The following is a 19,342-nucleotide window of genomic DNA, read 5'->3' as shown; positions in this document are numbered from 1 at the left end:
TAGCGTTATGTTGGACAACACCTCAGTGTGTTGCCCCTAGAAGAGTCGAGAATCGACGTCGTCGAAGCCCTTCATTTCCTCATAATTAAGTACCACACAGTGAATACCTCGGTCTGTCGCCAGCACACGCGCTTGAGGCTTAATTTCCTGAGCAGCGAAAACACCACGAACCGGCGCGAGCAAGGGATCCCTGTTGAGCAGCTCTAGGTAGCGGGTCAGTTGCTCGACACCATCAATATCACCACGGCGCTTAATTTCCACGGCCACTGTTGACCCGTTAGGTGCCTTGGCGAGAATATCTACTGGGCCAATAGCTGTTGGATACTCACGTCGCACAAGCGTGTGTCCGGGACCAAGAAGGTCAATTTGCTCCGCCAACATGCGTTGCAGGTGTGCCTCAACCCCATCTTTTACCAACCCAGGGTCAACACCCAGCTCATGGCTGGAGTCATGGAAAACATCAAATAACTCGATATCGAGGCGGTCATCAGCCTTTGCGTGCTGCACACGCCATACCTGGGTCACCCCACGTTGTGATTGCAGGTCATCTGGTTCTTTAACCACCACAGAACACGGAGGGCTCATCCAGTTCAAAGGCTTATAAGAACCGCCATCAGAGTGGAGGAGGACGCTACCATCAGCTTTCACCACAATGAGGCGACGAGCCTTAGGCAGATGAGCTGCCAAACGTCCTGAATAGTGTGCCTGACACTCCGCAACGACCAAACGCAAGAAGAACCCCTGTCCAAGAAGATCGGGCAGGCTCAGAGAGCGTACCCCTGTGTTGCCGGTGGCGCTGATTCCGTCCACGACGACAACCCATGATACGCCTCTGCGGACATCATCAACTCAAAGCTGCGCCCCTGATACCGGCACTGTACAAGGTAGAGGCCTGGCAAGTCGGCTTGGTCGAGAGGAACACGCCCCGCGATGTCAAAGAGCGACCGGTCCCATCGCTCTTGAGGTGTGGCTGACAGCGAATAGAATCGCCACCACACTAATTCTTGAGTTCGGTACTCAGCAAGGCCATGTGACCAGTGCTCGGTACTTCGCCATGGCGTAGCCCGGGACCGTGATGGGGCACGCCAGGCACAATCGAAAACTCCCACTTGTCTGGAGAGACGACGAAGCCGCAGGTACCCCCACAGGACCACACTCAGCACCAGTACTACTAGTGCAACAATGATCCATTCGAGGGTACCCACGGCGTCAAACCTATCCAGTGCCGTTAGTGACCTGGAGTGTCAGCGTCTGTGGCATTATCAACCACAATCGTGACAACATCTTGGTCAACTGACAGGAAGCCACCGCTGACAACAAAAACGCGTTTGTTGCCACGTGGGTCCGTGACACGGACACTGCCCGACGTCAGAGCGGACAACATGGGTGAGTGGCCCGCAAGGATACCGATCTCACCATCAGCTGCCGGAGCGCTGACGAGTGTTGCGTCGCCGGACCAGACCTTACGGTCAGCTGCGACAACGTCTACTGACATGTGTGCCACTGTGAACTCCTTGAATGCGGTGAAACGGTTGTGCCGCTAAGCGTCACAGACCGAATTCCTTCTGGATGCGTGCCCAGTTCTTCTCGAGGTCTTCAAGACCACCGATGTTGAAGAAGGCCTGCTCGGCGATGTGGTCGTACTTACCCTCTGCGATTCCCTTGAACGCCTCAATGGTTTCGGTCATCGGCACCGTGGAACCTGGTACGCCGGTGAACTGAGTTGCCATGTAGGTGTTCTGTGACAAGAACTGCTGGATACGACGAGCACGCGAAACAATGGTCTTGTCCTCTTCGGACAATTCGTCAACACCAAGAATCGCAATGATGTCTTGGAGTTCCTTGTTACGCTGCAGAATCGACTTCACGTGGGTTGCCACATCGTAGTGCTCTTGGCCAACATAACGTGGGTCAAGGATGCGCGAGGTGGACGCCAGTGGGTCAATCGCTGGGTACAGACCACGTGACGCGATTTCACGCGACAGTTCGGTCGTTGCATCCAAGTGCGCGAAGGTCGTCGCCGGAGCTGGGTCGGTGTAGTCATCCGCTGGCACGTAGATCGCCTGAAGTGAGGTGATGGAGTGACCACGGGTTGAGGTGATGCGTTCTTGGAGAACACCCATCTCATCAGCGAGGTTAGGTTGGTAACCCACGGCAGAAGGCATACGCCCAAGCAGCGTGGAAACCTCTGAACCAGCCTGAGTAAAACGGAAGATGTTGTCAATGAAGAGCAGAACGTCTTGCTTCTGCACGTCACGGAAGTACTCCGCCATTGTCAGCGCCGACAAAGCAACACGAAGACGCGTGCCTGGTGGCTCATCCATCTGGCCAAATACAAGTGCTGTCTGTTTGATAACACCTGACTCGGTCATTTCCTCAATGAGGTCGTTCCCTTCACGGGTACGCTCTCCAACACCAGCAAACACAGAAACACCATTGTGGTTGTTCGCCACACGGTAGATCATTTCCTGGATGAGGACGGTTTTACCCACACCAGCACCACCGAACAGACCAATCTTTCCACCCTGAACGTAGGGGGTCAGAAGGTCAATCGACTTAATACCGGTCTCGAACATTTGAGTCTTTGACTCAAGTTGGTCGAATGCTGGTGGCTTGCGGTGAATAGGCCACCGTTCGGTGACCTCAATCTTCTCGCCCTCTTTGAGGTTAAGAACCTCACCGGTCACGTCAAAAACGTGACCCTTGGTGACATCGCCGACTGGCACCGAGATAGGTGCACCAGTGTCTGTGACAGCTGCGCCGCGCACCAAACCATCGGTTGGCTTCAGTGCGATAGCACGGATAAGTGAGTCACCCAGGTGCTGGGCAACCTCAAGTGTCATGGTGAATTTCTTTTCGCCTTCGCCCTGTGCAGACAGGTCGACGTCAACGGTCAGAGCGTTGTAGATCTCTGGGATTGCCTCTGACGGAAACTCGATGTCTACAACAGGACCAATGACGCGGGCAATACGACCCGCGGCTGAGCCCGAGCCTGTGCCGGGCGTTGCTTCGACTGTGGTGGCAGTCATGACTGGCCTCGCTTCACTCTGTTGGGCTATTGCCCAACCAGGTATGTGTGTTGTCCTAATACTGGATTCCGGACTGGTGTGACGTCCGGTTGCTTCAGGATCCTGCTAGTGCGTCCGCTCCGGACACAATCTCGCTGATTTCCTGGGTGATCTCTGCCTGACGTGCCGAGTTCGCTTGCCGGGTGTAAGTACGAATGAGGTCCTGTGCGTTCTCCGTGGCGGTGTGCATTGCACTCTGCCGCGCAGCAAGCTCAGATGCTGAGGATTCAAGAAGGAAACTGAAGATCCTGCTACGCACATAACGTGGCAGCAAGGCGTCCAGCACTTCCTCAGCAGAAGGCTCAAAGTCGTACAGTGGGTAAGCCTCAACCTCATGCTCACCATCAGCCGGCGCGTCAACAACCTCAAGAGGAAGCAGACGTACAACCCGAGGGCGCTGAGTAACCATGTTGACGAACTGCGTGTACACGACGTGCAGAGCGCCTACTCCCCCGTTCGAGGCATCCGCAAGGAACGCTTCGAGGAGGGTGTCCGCAACATCTTCCGCAATTTCCACGGTTGGCGCGTCCGAAGCACCGGTCCAGCTCTTTGCAATCTCGCGACCACGGAACTGGTAGAAACTTACTCCTCGGCGACCAGCAACATACAGGTCAACCTCTTTGCCTTCGCCGTGAAGTCGCTGAATCAATGCTTCAGCTTCCCTCAAAGCAGTGGCGGAGTAAGCTCCAGCCATTCCTCGGTCAGAGGTCACAACCAAGACAGCAACACGGTTAGTGTCGTTGCGCTCTGTCGTTAACGGGTGCTCCACATCAGAGTGTGTCGCTACCGCACCGACAGCCTGGGTGATCGCTTCCGCATAGGGCACGGTAGCTTTCACGCGAGCTCTGGCTTTACCAATCCGGGAGGCAGCAATCAACTCCATCGCCCGGAAGATCTTCTTCAGCGACTGAGTCGACTTGATGCGTGCTTTAAAGACACGCTGGTTGCCCGCCACAGGTCACGCCTTCTTCGAACGGACGATCTTTTCCTGCTCAACCTCAGCAGGTGCATCGACCTCTTCTTCGGAATCTACGAGCGAAACGCCATCACCCTTGAGGAACAGGTTACGGAAAGCAATAACTCCCGCTTCCAGTTCTTCTTCAGTCTCGTCAGTGAGCTTCCCGGAGTCAGCAATTGTCGAGAGAACAGCGGTGTTGCGCTTGAGGTAGTCCAGCAACTCTGACTCGAATCGCAGCACGTCCTCAACAGGAACATCGTCGAGTTTTCCGTGGGTGCCAGCCCAGATAGAGACCACTTGGTCTTCTGACGGGTATGGCGTGTACTGCCCCTGCTTGAGCAGTTCCATCAAGCGGGCACCACGGGTGAGCTGTGCCTTTGATGCTGCGTCAAGGTCAGAAGCGAAGAGGGCAAATGCTTCCAGCGACCGGTACTGCGCAAGCTCCAGCTTGAGCGTTCCAGAAACCTTCTTCATTGCCTTCGTCTGAGCGGAACCACCAACACGTGACACGGAAATACCCACGTCAACAGCAGGACGCTGGTTTGCGTTGAACAGGTCAGACTGCAAGAAGATCTGTCCGTCAGTAATCGAGATGACGTTTGTTGGAATATATGCCGACACGTCGTTTGCCTTGGTTTCGATGATTGGTAGACCAGTCATCGACCCTGCACCAAGCTCATCTGAGAGCTTTGCACAACGCTCAAGGAGTCGAGAGTGCAAGTAGAAGACGTCACCTGGGTAAGCTTCACGGCCTGGTGGGCGGCGGAGCAACAGTGACACGGCACGGTAGGCTTCTGCCTGCTTTGACAAGTCATCAAAGATGATGAGGACGTGCTTGCCCTCGTACATCCAGTGCTGACCGATAGCAGAACCCGTGTAAGGAGCTAGGTACTTGAACCCAGCGGGGTCAGAAGCAGGAGCTGCCACAATCGTGGTGTATTCCAGTGCGCCGGCCTCTTCGAGAGCACCACGCACCGCTGCGATAGTGGATCCCTTTTGACCAATAGCTACATAAATGCAGCGCACTTGCTTCGTTGGGTCGCCGGTCTCCCAGTTCGCCTTTTGGTTAATGATGGTGTCAACAGCGATTGCTGTTTTACCTGTTTGACGGTCACCAATGATCAGTTGCCGCTGTCCACGACCGATGGGGATCATCGAGTCAATAGCCTTGAGACCGGTCTGGAGAGGCTCGTGCACTGACTTACGCTGCATAACGCCGGGAGCTTGGAGCTCCAACGCGCGACGGCCAGAGGTTTCGATCTCACCAAGACCATCAATTGCCATACCCAATGGGTCAACAACGCGGCCGAGGTAGCCGTCACCGACTGGCACGGAAAGAACTTCACCAGTACGGCGAACTTCTTGTCCTTCTTCAATCCCAGTGAATTCACCGAGAACAACAACACCGATCTCTCGGACGTCAAGGCTCAGTGCCAAGCCCAAGGTACCGTCTTCAAATTGCAATAGCTCATTGGCCATTGCGCCCGGAAGTCCTTCAACCTGTGCGATACCGTCGCCAGCCAGTGAGACCCGGCCGACCTCTTCGGTCACCACTTGCGCAGGCTTGTAGGACTTCACAAAGCTGTCTAGAGCGGCACGGATTTCCTCCGGCCGGATCGTCAGCTCAGCCATTTGCATTACTCCTGTCGTGACCGCCGGGCGGCCAACTGTTTGTCCATGGATGCCGGCACAAGCCGGCTACGTGAAAGGGCGTTAACTTGCCAGTTTGCGCTGTGCCTGGGTGAGGCGAGCAAGAAGGGTTGAATCGATAACATCTGACCCAACCTGGATGCGGACACCACCAACGACGTGTGGGTCGACGGTGATGTTCATTTGCATCGCCTGTCCATACGATGAGGCCAGAACACCCGATAACCGAGCAACATGCTCGGGCTTGAGGGGTGCACTTACCGTCACGTGCGCGACTCTGCGATGGCGTCGCTCTGCTGCCATGTCACTAATACCCGCCAGCAGTGGAACAAACAGTCTCCCGCGTGGAGCGATTGCAACACGGTTAGCGAGTGCAAGTGTTACCTCGTCAACCCGGCTAGCGATCAGCGACACAAGAAGCTGTGAACGGCGTTCCGTCGGGATGGTGGTGTCTGACAAAACCTTGCGGAATTCGCGTTGCCCACTCAGCGACCGGGTAATTGCGAAAAGTTCTGACTCAACTGTCTCCAGAACTCCTCGTGACTCGGCTGCGCTGAGGTAAGCGTCGATTCCTAAGGTTGAAACCGCATCAACAACATCGCGCTCAGCAGACCACCGTTGCGAAACGAGGATCTTCACGATCTCGACAGTCTTTTTGTCGAACCGTGCCCCAAGGAGGTCACCCACGAGAGTGGCTTTGTCCTGAGCGGGACGAGATGGATCAGCCAGAGACCGACGCAACGCCCCTGACGAGTCAAGCGCATCAACAATGGAGAACAGCTGCTCTCCGATAGAGGTGGCGTCTCGACCTGCAGCAGCGAGCAAAACTTCCGCCTGCTTGCGGGTTGCTGTGAGTGACGCCTGGCTGGTCCCGCGCATCACTTCCCCTTTGCTGCAGGTGTCGTTGTTGAAGCCTCGAGGTCATCCAAGAAACGCTCAACAACACGTGACTGGCGTGCAACGTCGTCGAGGGATTCCCCAACGATCTTTGACGCAAGTTCAGTGGCGAGGGTGCCAACATCATTACGCAGAGAGATCGCTGCGGCCTGACGTTCTGCCTCGATCTGGCGGCTAGCGTTCTCAAGGATCCGCTCAGCTTCAGCTGACGCTTTGGTTTGTGCCTCGGCGAGAATTTGGCTGGCCTCAGTGCGTGCACCTTCACGGATACTGCCCGCTTCGGTCCGCGCTTCGCTGAGCAGTTGCTTGTATTCAGCGATGAGACGTTCAGCTTCTTCTTGAGCAGCCTGAGCTTGGTTGAGCCCGCCCTCGATCTTCGCAGTGCGCTCATCGAGGATTTCCGTAAAGCGCGGCAGAATCTTCTTGTAGAAGAAGAACGCAATGAACGCCAAAACTATTGCGGAACCGATGATGTCATATTCCGGTGGAAGGAAGAGATCTAAACCCTCGACCTCATCACCTCCAGCCGCAAGCACCGCTATGGTCGTGGTCGCATCGATCATGAGAAGAGGAACCCTGCGACGAAGCCGAGGAGTGCAAGAAGTTCAACGAATGCCACACCGATGAACATGGTGGTGCGGAGCTGGCCTGCTACTTCAGGCTGACGTGCCATGCCTTCAACGGTTTTACCAATGAGAATACCCAGACCGATACCAGGGCCGAGTGTGGAGATACCGTAACCGATAACTGAAACGGAGCCGGAAACTTCTGCAAGGGTAGTGGTGGTGTCCACGGGTGGATTCCTTCCGTAAGGCACCCGCTCTTTGCGGGTGTCGTGTGGTGATGTGAAATGAAGTTCATGAAAAGCTCGCCGTGAGGCGAACCAACCCTTAACGAGACGAAAGGCGGAGGGAAAAAGTTCCGCTACCTTAGGTCTCGTTGCTGCTGCGCGTTGTCAGTGTTCTTCCTCGATCGCCATGTTGATGTAGACCGCGGTGAGCAAGGTGAAAACGTAAGCCTGAAGGCCCGCAACGAGGATCTCAAAGAGTGTGAAAGCAAGCCCTGCAGTCAGGGTGACTGCGGAGAGGGCCTTCATAGCACCTGCCGCGTGAATGAAGAAGAAGTTACTCGCCCCGAAGCACAGCACCAACAAGAGGTGCCCCGCAATCATGTTCGCAGTGAGACGCAGTGCAAGTGTCAGCGGGCGGAAGACGAATACCTGAAGAATCTCAATCGGAGTGATCAGAATGTAGAGGAAAACAGGAATACCCGGCGGAAACAGGGCGTTCTTGAGGTAGCCTCCCACACCGAACTTTTTGATCCCCGAGGAGAGGTAGACCAGGTACGTCCACAGCGCCAGCACCAAAGGCATAGCGATCAGCGAGGTACTCGCGATGTTGAGGAATGGAATGACACCAGTGATGTTGAACGCAAGGATCGCGAAGAACATCGTGGTGAGCATCGGAAGGTACTTGCGCGCGGAGTGACCAAGAATTTCTTCGGCGATGTTGACTCGCACGAAGTCCAGCGCCATTTCGGCGATGTTCTGGCTGCGTCCTGGCACTAAGGTGGCGCGCTTAGCGGCCATCGTGAACAGGGTAACCAGAACTACGGCTGCAATGATCCGCACCAGGTGGATGCGGTTGAACTCGAATGAGCCGAATTCGACAATGGCCGTTGGAAAAAACTCCAGAATTGATGGTGGGTGGAACCCGCCATCGTCACCAGACGCGGCGAGGTACTGAATCGTCGCTAGGGTGGACAGTGTAATCTCCCGGTAGTCATGGCACGGCGCTTGCTTGCAACGGCAACGTCACCTGCACGCGTGTGCCTATCCGTTATGGATCGCAAGAATCTTAACCCATCCATCACGCAAAAATCACAGCGCTACTGGGCAAGACATCATGCTTCTTCTTGTCACAACCGCCATCGAACAGCAGTGATACTGCTGGGTATGGCTGCAATGAACGACGTGGCTGGGCTTTTCTACCTGCTGTAACTCACCAGCAAAGCATGAGCACTTTGGGCAGTGATTCCCATCACAAAAACTATTTTAAGGGTGTGACATAGGGCGTTCGTCCCTTGGAGACCGCCCACATGTCCAGTATGGCGCTGCCCATGATCCCGATCAGCATGACGATTGCGAAGATGACACGGTGATAAAACTCCATGTCACGTAGCACCGCCAAGAGGATAAGGAACACCAACATCTTTGCCAACCACGCGCCCATCACTACCGCCATAGTCATGTTTGGGTCTTTGTCAGCGGTATACAGCATGGACCAAATGGTTGTTCCTGAGAACAACAGAGTAATTCCCACACCCATCAACGCTCCCCACACCCCGGGCATGTCGGCAATGAGGTAAGCCACCGGGGTGCCAATCACGAGGAGCGCAAGAAGGAGGACCACTAGGGCCTTCCACGACGTCTGAAACACTTCTTTGTTGACGTGGTGGGGCACAACAGGAAGGTCCCGCATAACCTCAGGGATGTCATCCTCGCCATGAGACGTTGACGAGCCGTTTTCTGGCGGGGTGGGGTTGTGTGAATCAGAGGCCATGCGCCTCTCCCTTCGGTTGTGTTAATGCGCTACGTGATGCCACATATTTGGGTAGCATCGTCACGCCAATCATCAGCAGAATCGCCACCGCTCCGATAGCCGCAATGATTTGAAACCGTACCAAGAACAAAGCAACGCCACCAAAGGCAAACACTGCACTCCACATGTACATGATGAGCACTGCTTGCATATGGCTATGCCCTAGACCGAGAAGGCGGTGGTGGATATGCAAGCGATCGGGGGCAAATGGTGATTTCCCAGCCCACAAGCGTCGCAGCACAGCCATCGTCATATCCAACAGCGGAAGCACGAGGACTGCAGCAGGTAGGAGCAGAGGCGCATATGCCGGGATAGCTTCACCAACGGTGACCTGAGAGGGGTCGATCTGGCCTGCAACAAGGATCGAAGCTGCCGCCATCAAGAAGCCCAGCAGCATTGACCCGGAGTCTCCCATGAAGATCTTTGCCGGGTGGAAGTTGTGTGGGAGAAAACCAAGACAGGCACCAATCACTGCAGCTAAAACGGTGATTGCGACAGATGCGTAAGAACCCGGGCTCGTTTGTTGAGTGAGTAAGTAGGTGTAGATAAAAAACCCAGAGCCACCAATGGCAACAATGCCAGCAGCCAAACCATCTAAACCATCAACAAAGTTCACAGCGTTCATGACAAGAACGATGACAAAGACAGTGACGATCATTGAGATTCTGGCAGATCCTATGGTCAATCCACCAATAGGTAAGGACACCAGTTGCACACCCTGCCAAGCGACAAAACCCGCAGCAAGTGTTTGACCAGCGAACTTCACCATCCAGTCAAGGTCCCACACGTCATCAGCTATTCCTAATAGCGTGACGAACGCACCACCTATTAACAGCGCCCACGCTGAATCACATAATCCTGGGGAACACTGGGCACCGTTTTTAACAAATATCCCTTGAAGAAAGGGAATTTGGGAAGCAAAAACAAAGGAAACCCCCACTCCCACCAGCATTGCTGCCCCGCCGAGGCGAGGAGTAGGAATGGAGTGCACATCTCGCGCACGCACTGCTGTGACCGCCCCAAGGCGCAAAGCGAGCCATCTGGCGAAGGGGGTAAAGAGATACGTCACTACTGCCGAAAGGAGGATGACGAGGACATATACCTTCACTCGGAGTAGCTCTCTCCTGTTGCTGGAGCTGGAAGCTCATCGCGGTCCATGACCTCGGTCACCTCACGCAGTTGCTCAATACTGATCGCCCCTGACCGCACTACCCGGAGGGTGTCTGTAGTCGCGTCAACAATGGTGGAGGCCACTCCCCCGGGCGCATGACCGGCGTCCAAGTAAACACTGACAGAGCTTCCCAGCTGGTCGTGTGCTTCTTGGGCGGTCATCGCTGCAGGTGCACCCGTTTTGTTCGCGGAGGATACTGCCAGAGGCCCCGTCCGTTGCAAAAGCGCTAGTGCTGTTGGGTGATCTGGAACGCGCAGCGCTACGGTGCCTTGCGTTTCGCCCAAATCCCACGCCAACGATGGTTGAGCATGACATATTAAAGTCAGTCCGCCGGGCCAAAAAGCCTCCGCAAGCAACTTCGCTCCGTGCGGGACATTTGTTGCCAGCGCATCAATTGTTGCTGATGACGCGACAAGCACAGGAGGCGGCATGTGCCGTCCCCGTCCTTTTGCCCGGAGCAAGGTGTTCACTGCGGTGGGGTTGAAAGCATCAGCACCAATTCCGTACACCGTATCGGTTGGAAGAACGATTGGCGCGCCACGGTGAAGTTGATTGATTGCCTCGTCGAGTGCTGGGCCCCACTCGGTGGCGTCATGTGCAGGGCGAATCGTGCTTGTCACGGAATTATCCTTCCACGTGCTCGGGCGGGTGACGCCGTGCTACGACCATGCGTGGTCGCCCGGTGAAGTCGGGTTGGGTGTGGGCGGGTTGAAAAAGACGGGTTGAATCCACCATGGCGCGGGCAGTGTGCGCTTGGCTTTCTGCATGTTCCATGATGTATAGCCCGGAGGGTCGTAAAAGTTTCGCTGCATGTGCGGTGATTCCGCGAGGCACTTCTAACCCGTCGACACCCAGGCCATAAAGTGCTACCTGTGGATCCCAGCGGGCAACCTCTGGGTCGCGTGGCACTGCATCAGGCGGAATGTAAGGCGGATTGGAGACCACAATATCTGCGCGTCCCGCTAAATGTGCGAGCGCCGTGCGAGCATCACCACGGTATAAGTGTACTGGGTCACCGTGGCGCCTATTGTTGCGTTGCGCCCAACGGTGGGCGTCTTCGTCGAGTTCCACAGCGTAGACGGTTGCTGTAGGAATTTCCGTAGCAAGTGCGAGTGCGATAGCCCCTGAGCCGGTGCATAAATCAATGATGAGTGGCGCTTGGATACCAGTAGAAATGAGGTGTTGCGCCTCGTCAATGGCTTGCTGGGCAACAATTTCAGTTTCTGGCCGTGGCACAAAAACTCCTTGCCCAACCTCTAGAGTGAGGTAGCGAAAAGCTGCGTGCCCCACGATGTGCTGCAAAGGTTCACGGGTGAGTCGGCGGTGAACGAGTGTTTTGAGCTCGTCGTGTTGCTCCCAGGTCAGCACGTCTGTCATGGCATGACCCATCACCATGTAGTGTTGTACCTCTGCCCTTGACAAGCCGCTTACATGCTCAAGAAGGGCGGATGCATCGGCTGCGGCTTGATCGATCCCTGCTTGTGCAAAGACACGTTGTAGCGAAACGAGGTTTTCCCGCACAGACGCATCGGGCTTAATTTCCCATGCATCGCCGATGCGAGGACCGGCCGGGTTCTCCGCATTGACATGATTGGTATGGGAGTCAGGTTCAGCAGCCGGAACCACGGTTCACTCTCCCGCGATAGCAAGCCGAGCAGCTTGGTCAGCATCGATCGCTGACTGAACAACTGGCTGCAGATCACCATCAAGCACTTGGTCAAGGTTGTACGACTTGTAACCTGTCCGGTGGTCAGCGATCCGGTTTTCTGGGTAGTTATAGGTTCTGATCCGCTCAGAGCGGTCAACAGTGCGCACTTGGGATTTGCGGATGTCTTGCGCAGCGGCGGCGGCCTCTTCCTGCTTTGCAGCGAGAAGCCTGGCGCGCAAGACGCGCATCGCCTGTTCACGGTTTTGCAACTGCGACTTTTCGTTTTGCATCGACACCACGATGCCCGTGGGTAAGTGGGTGATACGAACAGCTGAATCTGTCGTGTTCACCGATTGCCCACCGGGACCCGAGGATCGGTAGACATCAATGCGTAGATCATTGGTGTCTATCTCGACTTCGCCTTCGTCCTCAACTTCGAGGAACACCAAGACGCCCGCAGCTGAGGTGTGGATTCTGCCCTGGGATTCAGTCACAGGTACGCGCTGCACGCGGTGCACTCCACCTTCGTATTTCAGGTGTGCCCACACTCCCTCTTCCGGAGTGACCGTTCCCTTAGCTTTCACTGCGATTTGAACGTCTTTGTACCCGCCAAGATCAGACTCTGTCGCTTCAATAATTTCGGTTTTCCACCCTTGGCGTTCTGCGTAGCGCATGTACATACGCAACAGATCCCCAGCAAATAGGGCGGATTCTGCGCCACCTTCACCAGCTTTGATTTCCATGATGACGTCACGGGAGTCATCAGGGTCGCGGGGAATGAGGACGGTGCGTAGTCGGTCACGTGCTTGTTCCTCAGTGACCACCATGTCAGGAATTTCTGAGGCGAAGGATGGGTCTTCTTCAGCCATTTCACGTGCGGCGGCAAGGTCATCGGCGGCAGATTTCCACGCACGGTAAGCACCCACGACCTGACCAAGTTCTGCGTAGCGGCGGCCGAGCTGGCGTGCACGAGCTTGGTCTGCATGGACAGAGGCGTCAGAGAGCTGCGCCTCGATGTCTGCGTGTTCTGCAAGCAGTGGTTCTACAGCGGCGAAAGTCTCTGACATTTCTGATTCCTTGGTCCGCGCGCGTTGGGGTTTTCCCGGCATGTGCGCTGGCTGATACTGGTTGAGCTATAGGGTGGTGGACAGCAACAGCGCCGGCCAGATGCCCGCACCAACTGCCCCTGGAGAGGTTGTTGGGCGGCACATCCGACCGGCGCTGGAGAGTCGCTAGTTCTTCTTGCCGTAGCGAGCCTGGAAACGAGCCACGCGGCCACCGGTGTCGAGGATCTTCTGCTTGCCAGTGTAGAACGGGTGGCAAGCGGAGCAGACGTCAGCGTTGATGACGCCTGAAGTCTGGGTGCTGCGGGTTTCGAACTCGTTACCGCAGGTGCACTTCACCGTGGTGGTGACGTACTCGGGGTGAATGTTAGCCTTCACTGCTTTTCTCCTTGATATGTGCGCGCCTGGGTCAGCACCTGTTGGGAGCTGTGAACCAGCCACTGTTCCCCATGCACCATTGTGCTGGGGCAACACTCTATTGTGCCAGAATCTGCCCGCCGCCTGAACAATGGGTCACGGGCAGATTCTGTGACATCCCGAACAGGGATTAGACTTCGTGCTCGTCGCCGCGAAGATCGGCTAGAGAGTCTGGCGTTGTCTTTTGAACAGACAAGAGGAACTCAATATTCCGCGGGTGGTCCTTGAGTTTCTTGATGAGTAGTTCAACTGCTTGTGTCTGTTCCAAAGCGTGTAGTACCCGACGCAACTTGTACATGACCTTGAGTTCGTCTGGGCGGACCAGCAGTTCTTCACGGCGGGTTCCGGAACCGGAGACATCGATTGCGGGGAAGATGCGCTTCTCGGCCAATTGGCGAGACAGGCGCAATTCCATGTTCCCGGTGCCTTTGAACTCCTCAAAGATGACCTCGTCCATTTTGGATCCGGTTTCCACGAGGGCTGACGCCAAAATCGTCAATGACCCACCGTGTTCGATGTTACGAGCAGCTCCAAAGAACTTCTTGGGTGGGTACAGTGCTGCGGCATCGACACCACCGGACAAGATACGACCTGAGGCAGGGGCTGCCAGGTTGTATGCGCGACCCAAACGAGTAATGGAGTCCAGGAGAACAACAACATCTTGACCAAGCTCAACCAGGCGCTTTGCCCGCTCAATGGCGAGTTCAGCGACGATGGTGTGGTCAGTTGCTGGGCGGTCGAACGTCGAGGCAATGACTTCACCGTTCACGGTGCGTTCCATGTCCGTGACTTCTTCTGGCCGCTCGTCCACTAGGACAACCATGAGGTGAACCTCTGGGTTGTTCATGGAGATCGCGTTGGCGATCTGCTGCATGACAATTGTTTTACCGGCCTTAGGCGGAGCAACAATCAATCCACGTTGGCCCTTACCGATGGGGGCAAGGATGTCGATGATGCGTGGCGCTAGACGGTTGGAGTCAGCGTTTTCCAACTGGAGGCGTTCGTTGGGGTACAGCGGGGTGAGCTTGTTGAAGTCTGGTCGGTTCCGCGCTTCTTCTGGAGCCAAGCCGTTGACTGTATCCAGTCGCACCAAAGCGTTGAACTTCTGACGTGCATTGTTGTCGCCGTCACGAGGGGGACGAATCGCACCAGTGATCGCATCGCCGCGGCGCAAACCGGACTTCTTCACTTGCCCCAAGGAGACATACACGTCGTTTGGCCCGGGCAGATACCCGGTGGTGCGCACAAAAGCGTAGTTGTCGAGAACATCGAGGATTCCCGCTACTGGAATCAGTACTTCGTCTTCTGACACATCGGTGTCGTCAAAGGCGATGTCGTTGTTGTTGCGACGGTTGTTGCGCTTGCGGTCACCCTGGCGGTCCCGGTCCCGGTCACGGTCACGGTGGCGATCGCGCCCACGACGCCGCCGGTTTGACCGGTCATCATCGTCGGAGAAGGAGTCGCGTGTGTCTCGGTTGTTTCCTTGGCCTTGGCCTTGGCCTTGGTTTTGACCCTGATTTTGGCTTTGGTTTTGGTTGCCAGAGGATCGGTCACGCTGACGGTCATTGCCATCTGTGGAATCGTTGGTGTCGCGCTGCCGGTCACGGTCGCGGTTGCGGTTGCGGTTACGACCCTCAGACTCTTGGTTGTCGCGCCCACCTCGGCGGTCGCGGCGACGGTCATTGTCACCAGGTTCTGGAAGTTTGATTTCGAAATCTCCGATCACAGCTGCGTTGGATGAGCTTGCAGCAGGTGAACGGTCCTCCCCAGCATCGCGGGGGGTAGTTGTTGGTGCGTCTTGCGTTGGAGCCTGGGAACGGCTGTCCTGCTGGCGATCTGCTGACCGGTTGTTGCGGCGGCGAGAATCTGATGAAGAGCGCTGGGATGAAGCTTTGGGGGCTTCTGAGGCTGTCTCGTTGTCGGCTCGCTTCTCAGCGGCCGGTTTCTCTGGCGTGCTATCGCCTTGTTGAGCAGGAGCTGGTGCCTCAGACTTTGTGGAGCGACGTGGTGCCCGCTCGGAAGATCCGGAGTTGTTCGCAGCCTTTTTCGGTGCGCTCCCTTGCGCTTGCTCGATCGCTGCGATCACATCACTCTTCCGCATTTTGGAAATTCCACGGACTCCGAGTTGCGTGGCAATACCCTGCAGCTCGGGGAGCCGCAGGCTGGTGAGCGCGCCTGATGAAGCACGCGATTTTTCTGGGGTGGTTTGTGACACGAAGGACCCTTCCCCCTCGTCATGACTCTCGTATGAGTCGTGGGCGGATGTGCACAGCAGCAAGGCTATGCGGGATAACTAGGAAGTTTCTTACCGCGACGCTCACAGAAAGGTCTCTCACGGAACACACAAAGAACATCATCGCGATGTCAGTAATTGTGGGTTGAGCAGAAGTGCTCGATGGGAGAAACGCTGCCGGGATGATCAGTCAAGCGATGAAGACATCGGGTAACAGTGAGTTACAACCCTGGCACTGTGAGTGCGTCAAGAACTAAGTGCCACTATATCACCAGTCGTCAAGATAACGCGGCCGACGCTTTACGGTGTGATGCGCTCCACCCGTGCCCCGGTGTAGTCGATGTGTGGTGAGCGGACAAGCCATTGGTCGCTGTGCCCCTCAGTGATCTCTTCAAGAGCCTCAGTAATATGGTCGCTGACCACGTGCGTTGCATTTTTTGTGTGCAGGACCAAGACTGTTGGCCCCGCTCCCGAGACAACGGCGGCAAGACCTCGACGACGTAGGGCACGGATCAGTTCCCATGAGCGAGGCATAACGCCTGAACGAAACTCCTGGTGCAGCTTATCTTCGGTAGCGTCAAAGAGGAGGTCTGGGTTTTCCGCCATGGCATGGACCAATAACGCGCTACGGCCAACGTTAAATGCGGCGTTTGCGTGAGCGACCGCTGGGGGGAGAACTCCCCGCGCCCGGTGAGTGGATAGGCGTGTGGTGGGAACAATAACGGTGGGCTGTAGATCTGCGTGAAGTCGCAGTTGCGCAGCGCACGGTTGGTCATGGGCGGTCATCCACGCGGTTGTGGCCCCACCAAGGATCGCTGGAGCAGCGTTATCAGGGTGGCCTTCAATCTGAGTTGCCAAATTGAGGATGACATCGTCGCTGAGCGCCTCGGGGTCCGAAATGAACCCTCGCGCGGCAAACAAACCTGCAACGACAGCAGCCGCCGATGACCCCAATCCCCGCCCGTGTGGAATCGTGTTTCGAGCAACGAGACGCAAGCCCGTTTGCGAGGCGCCCACATGGTCAAGGGCACGTCGAATTGTGGCAGCTACCAGGTGTGACGCGTCGCGCGGGACCTCATCTGCGCCTTCACCGTCAATATCGACGGTGACATCACTGTTCCCCAGTGCGTAGACGGTCAGTTCGTCATGCCAGTCCAATGCGAGCCCTAGGGCGTCAAAACCTGGGCCAAGATTGGCGCTGGTCGCGGGAACAGTGACTTTAACGGCGTCGGCAACGATTCTCATGAGGGATCAGCTCAGCCCCAAGGCCTGTGCGATGGAGACAACATCTGCTGTGACGCGTTGTGGCGTGACGTCGCTGCCGTCTTCTGTGCGCAACGCCCACGCTGGGTCTTTGAGTCCGTGCCCGGTCACTGTAATAACGATGGTTGCCCCGGCAGGCACTTCACCAGCGCGAGCTTTTTTCAGCACGCCTGCAGCACCCGCTGCTGAAGCTGGCTCCACGAAAACACCGACGTCTGCTGACAGGATCCGATGCGCGGCAAGGATTTCCTCATCAGTGACTGCCTCGATGACACCACCTGACGTGTCGCGCGCTTCGATAGCTTTGTCCCAGGAAGCGGGGTTCCCAATGCGGATCGCGGTTGCGATAGTTTCTGGTTCATCGAATGGGTGACCAGCCACAATAGGGGATGCGCCTGCTGCTTGGAATCCCCACATCGCTGGGGTGTGGGTTGCGTGCCCAGCAGCGTGGTACTCCTGGTAGCCCTTCCAGTACGCGGTGATGTTCCCGGCATTACCGACGGGTAGTGCGTGAATGTCGGGGGCGTCGCCTAGCACATCGACAACCTCAAATGATCCTGTTTTTTGGCCTTCAATACGGTCAGGGTTCACAGAGTTCACGAGTTCGACCGGGTATGACTCTGCTAGTTTGCGCGCTGCCACCAAGCAGTCATCGAAGTTGCCGTCGACTTGAAGCAGTTGCGCTCCGTGAGCAATTGCTTGGGAGAGTTTACCCATCGCAATTTTTCCTTCGGGCACCAGTACCGCGCAGACCATCCCCGCGTGGGTTGCGTAGGCAGCAGCGGAAGCTGAGGTGTTCCCCGTTGACGCGCACACCACGGCTTTAGCCCCGTTGGCGGCAGCTGCAGACATTGCGGTGGTCATGCCACGGTCTTTGAACGACCCTGTGGGGTTCATGCCTTCCACCTTGAGGTACACGGTTGCTCCGGTGGCTGCTGACAGCGCTGGTGCGGGAACTAACGGTGTGCCGCCCTCACCTAGAGTGACAATGTTGGTTTTCAGGTGATCTGGCAGGAAGTCAGAGTACTCCGCAATAATGCCTTGCCACACGTGCGCCATTAGGATCCTTCAATTCGTAGAACAGACATGACTTCATCCACGGCGGCGAGAGGTTTTAATGCCTCAACTGTGCCGGCGAGCGCTGACTCGCGGGACGTATGGGTGGCAACAACCAGGTAGGCGTAGCCGGGTTTGTCTTCACGCACCGCTTGCGTGACTGTTTCGATGGAGACTTCGTGTTTCGCGAAGACATCCGCGATTTGTGCGAGTACCCCACGTTGGTCGAGTACGCTGAGCCTCATTTGGTACCTGGTGAGTGCTTCTCCTGATGGGAGGAGGGTCAGGTTTGCTGCGGCTGATTCCCCTGCACCGCGGGCACCAAGGACCCGGTTGCGGGCTGCTGTGACGAGGTCTCCCATGACCGCCGATGCGGTGGGTGCGCCACCTGCACCTTGGCCGTAGAACATGAGCGGCCCGGCATTTTCTGCTTCGACGAACACTGCGTTGAAGGCGTCTCCTACGCTTGCCAGTGGGTGGCTGAGTGGGACAAGTGCTGGGTGGACTCGTGCTGCGACACCAGCGGGGGTGCGTTCACAGATTGCTAGGAGTTTAATGACATGACCGCTGCGGGCAGCCCAAGCGACGTCTTGTGCGGTGACGTGGGTGATTCCCTCGCAGGCGACGTCGTCGAGTGCGACTCGCGTGTGGAAGGCAAGTGAGGCAAGTATGGCTGCTTTCGCGGCGGCGTCGTGCCCTTCAACGTCTGCGGTGGGGTCAGCTTCGGCATAGCCGAGGCGTTGAGCGTCACGCACTGCAGTGTCGAGGTCGAGGTTGTGACGGGTCATTTGGTCTAGGACATAGTTTGTTGTCCCGTTGACGATCCCCAGCACGCGTGTGATGTTGTCCCCTGCTAGCGATTCGCGAATTGGGCGAATGATGGGGATGGCCCCGGCTACTGCGGCCTCGTAGGACAGGTCTACCTCGTGGTGGGAGGCGGTTTCATACAGTGATGGGCCGTGCTGTGCGAGTAGCGCTTTATTGGCAGTGACTACCGATGCTCCGTGGCGTAGAGCGTGGTCGATAAGTTCTCGAGCGGGTTCGATGCCGCCCATGACTTCAACAACGATGTCTGCTTGTTCCACTAAAGCGTGGGCGTCGGTGGTGAGTAGGTCGCGGGGAATGACAGCGTCACGTTCGGTGTCGAGCGAGCGCACAGCAATTCCGAGCACGTTGAGTTGCGCTCCGACGCGCCGGGTCAGGGAGTCCTTCTCCTGAAGAAGGATGCGTGCCACTTGGGTTCCCACAACACCGCAGCCGAGTAGCGCGACCTGGAGAGCGCCTTGTTGATCCTGAGTGGGCACGAATGCCACCTTC

At 56.5% G+C, this 19,342-nt stretch carries 20 protein-coding genes; all 20 read right to left on the bottom strand.

The window, feature by feature from the left end:
• Nucleotides 1-36: 36 nt before the first annotated feature.
• The 20 genes from nucS to G538_RS0105040 all read right to left on the bottom strand — a co-directional run bounded on the left by nucS (nt 37) and on the right by G538_RS0105040 (nt 19,329).
• Nucleotides 37-732, bottom strand: a complete 696-nt coding sequence (gene nucS / locus G538_RS0105130) for an endonuclease NucS (RefSeq protein WP_029068482.1) — start codon at nt 730-732, stop codon at nt 37-39.
• Between the two features lie 32 nt (nt 733-764).
• On the bottom strand, nt 765-1,205 hold the full coding sequence (locus G538_RS17695) for a DUF2550 domain-containing protein (protein WP_157544303.1): 441 nt from the start codon (nt 1,203-1,205) through the stop codon (nt 765-767).
• Nucleotides 1,206-1,228: 23 nt separating this feature from the next.
• Nucleotides 1,229-1,504, bottom strand: a complete 276-nt coding sequence (locus G538_RS0105125; RefSeq protein WP_029068481.1) for a F0F1 ATP synthase subunit epsilon — start codon at nt 1,502-1,504, stop codon at nt 1,229-1,231.
• Nucleotides 1,505-1,547: 43 nt separating this feature from the next.
• On the bottom strand, nt 1,548-3,029 hold the full coding sequence (gene atpD, locus G538_RS0105120; protein ID WP_029068480.1) for a F0F1 ATP synthase subunit beta: 1,482 nt from the start codon (nt 3,027-3,029) through the stop codon (nt 1,548-1,550).
• A 94-nt stretch (nt 3,030-3,123) separates the two neighbouring features.
• Nucleotides 3,124-4,023, bottom strand: coding sequence for a F0F1 ATP synthase subunit gamma (locus G538_RS0105115; RefSeq protein ID WP_029068479.1), 900 nt, complete (start codon nt 4,021-4,023; stop codon nt 3,124-3,126).
• A gap of 3 nt (nt 4,024-4,026) precedes the next feature.
• A complete protein-coding gene (gene atpA / locus G538_RS0105110) occupies nt 4,027-5,658 on the bottom strand; it encodes a F0F1 ATP synthase subunit alpha (RefSeq protein WP_029068478.1) in 1,632 nt (543 codons plus the stop codon).
• Between the two features lie 81 nt (nt 5,659-5,739).
• Complete coding sequence (locus G538_RS0105105) at nt 5,740-6,555, bottom strand: F0F1 ATP synthase subunit delta (RefSeq protein ID WP_029068477.1); 816 nt, start codon at nt 6,553-6,555, stop codon at nt 5,740-5,742.
• Nucleotides 6,555-7,136 carry a F0F1 ATP synthase subunit B gene (locus tag G538_RS0105100; RefSeq protein ID WP_029068476.1) on the bottom strand — a complete coding sequence of 194 codons (582 nt, stop codon included), beginning with the start codon at nt 7,134-7,136 and terminating at the stop codon, nt 6,555-6,557. Before G538_RS0105100 ends, G538_RS0105105 begins: the two co-directional genes overlap by 1 nt.
• Nucleotides 7,133-7,366 carry an ATP synthase F0 subunit C gene (locus tag G538_RS0105095; protein ID WP_029068475.1) on the bottom strand — a complete coding sequence of 78 codons (234 nt, stop codon included), beginning with the start codon at nt 7,364-7,366 and terminating at the stop codon, nt 7,133-7,135. The genes G538_RS0105100 and G538_RS0105095 overlap by 4 nt, the downstream gene beginning before the upstream one ends.
• Nucleotides 7,367-7,528: 162 nt before the next feature.
• Complete coding sequence (gene atpB, locus G538_RS0105090; RefSeq protein ID WP_425402177.1) at nt 7,529-8,266, bottom strand: F0F1 ATP synthase subunit A; 738 nt, start codon at nt 8,264-8,266, stop codon at nt 7,529-7,531.
• A gap of 355 nt (nt 8,267-8,621) precedes the next feature.
• The gene (locus tag G538_RS0105085; RefSeq protein WP_029068473.1) at nt 8,622-9,134 is read right to left on the bottom strand and encodes a Cg1360 family ATP-synthase-associated protein; all 513 of its coding nucleotides are present in this window, start codon (nt 9,132-9,134) and stop codon (nt 8,622-8,624) included.
• Complete coding sequence (locus G538_RS15175) at nt 9,124-10,281, bottom strand: MraY family glycosyltransferase (protein WP_051196586.1); 1,158 nt, start codon at nt 10,279-10,281, stop codon at nt 9,124-9,126. Before G538_RS15175 ends, G538_RS0105085 begins: the two co-directional genes overlap by 11 nt.
• Nucleotides 10,278-10,964, bottom strand: coding sequence for an L-threonylcarbamoyladenylate synthase (locus G538_RS0105075; protein WP_029068472.1), 687 nt, complete (start codon nt 10,962-10,964; stop codon nt 10,278-10,280). Before G538_RS0105075 ends, G538_RS15175 begins: the two co-directional genes overlap by 4 nt.
• A 4-nt stretch (nt 10,965-10,968) precedes the next feature.
• Nucleotides 10,969-11,970, bottom strand: a complete 1,002-nt coding sequence (gene prmC, locus G538_RS0105070) for a peptide chain release factor N(5)-glutamine methyltransferase (protein WP_245566796.1) — start codon at nt 11,968-11,970, stop codon at nt 10,969-10,971.
• Nucleotides 11,971-11,973: 3 nt separating this feature from the next.
• On the bottom strand, nt 11,974-13,059 hold the full coding sequence (prfA, locus tag G538_RS0105065) for a peptide chain release factor 1 (RefSeq protein WP_029068470.1): 1,086 nt from the start codon (nt 13,057-13,059) through the stop codon (nt 11,974-11,976).
• Between the two features lie 165 nt (nt 13,060-13,224).
• Entirely contained in the window at nt 13,225-13,434 is a 210-nt protein-coding gene (rpmE, locus tag G538_RS0105060) for a 50S ribosomal protein L31 (RefSeq protein WP_029068469.1), read from the bottom strand.
• Between the two features lie 169 nt (nt 13,435-13,603).
• Nucleotides 13,604-15,688, bottom strand: coding sequence for a transcription termination factor Rho (gene rho / locus G538_RS0105055; RefSeq protein ID WP_029068468.1), 2,085 nt, complete (start codon nt 15,686-15,688; stop codon nt 13,604-13,606).
• 318 nt (nt 15,689-16,006) lie between these two features.
• Nucleotides 16,007-16,951, bottom strand: coding sequence for a homoserine kinase (gene thrB / locus G538_RS0105050; RefSeq protein ID WP_029068467.1), 945 nt, complete (start codon nt 16,949-16,951; stop codon nt 16,007-16,009).
• A gap of 6 nt (nt 16,952-16,957) precedes the next feature.
• Nucleotides 16,958-18,028 carry a threonine synthase gene (gene thrC, locus G538_RS0105045; protein WP_029068466.1) on the bottom strand — a complete coding sequence of 357 codons (1,071 nt, stop codon included), beginning with the start codon at nt 18,026-18,028 and terminating at the stop codon, nt 16,958-16,960.
• The gene (locus tag G538_RS0105040; RefSeq protein ID WP_029068465.1) at nt 18,028-19,329 is read right to left on the bottom strand and encodes a homoserine dehydrogenase; all 1,302 of its coding nucleotides are present in this window, start codon (nt 19,327-19,329) and stop codon (nt 18,028-18,030) included. The genes thrC and G538_RS0105040 overlap by 1 nt, the downstream gene beginning before the upstream one ends.
• Nucleotides 19,330-19,342: the final 13 nt, after the last annotated feature.

Source organism: Jonesia quinghaiensis DSM 15701 (assembly GCF_000423205.1).
GTDB lineage: Bacteria > Actinomycetota > Actinomycetes > Actinomycetales > Cellulomonadaceae > Jonesia > Jonesia quinghaiensis.
The sequence above is the reverse complement of the archived record's forward strand: the minus strand, read 5'-3'. Positions and strand labels throughout refer to the sequence as shown.

Bases quoted from the DNA above. Each gene is read 5' to 3' on its own strand.
- atpD (WP_029068480.1), bottom strand. From the start codon at position 3,029: ATGACTGCCACCACAGTCGAAGCAACGCCCGGCACAGGCTCGGGCTCA.
- atpA (WP_029068478.1), bottom strand. From the start codon at position 5,658: ATGGCTGAGCTGACGATCCGGCCGGAGGAAATCCGTGCCGCTCTAGAC.
- G538_RS0105105 (WP_029068477.1), bottom strand. From the start codon at position 6,555: ATGCGCGGGACCAGCCAGGCGTCACTCACAGCAACCCGCAAGCAGGCG.
- G538_RS0105100 (WP_029068476.1), bottom strand. From the start codon at position 7,136: ATGATCGATGCGACCACGACCATAGCGGTGCTTGCGGCTGGAGGTGAT.
- G538_RS0105085 (WP_029068473.1), bottom strand. From the start codon at position 9,134: ATGGCCTCTGATTCACACAACCCCACCCCGCCAGAAAACGGCTCGTCA.
- prfA (WP_029068470.1), bottom strand. From the start codon at position 13,059: ATGTCAGAGACTTTCGCCGCTGTAGAACCACTGCTTGCAGAACACGCA.
- thrB (WP_029068467.1), bottom strand. From the start codon at position 16,951: ATGAGAATCGTTGCCGACGCCGTTAAAGTCACTGTTCCCGCGACCAGC.
- thrC (WP_029068466.1), bottom strand. From the start codon at position 18,028: ATGGCGCACGTGTGGCAAGGCATTATTGCGGAGTACTCTGACTTCCTG.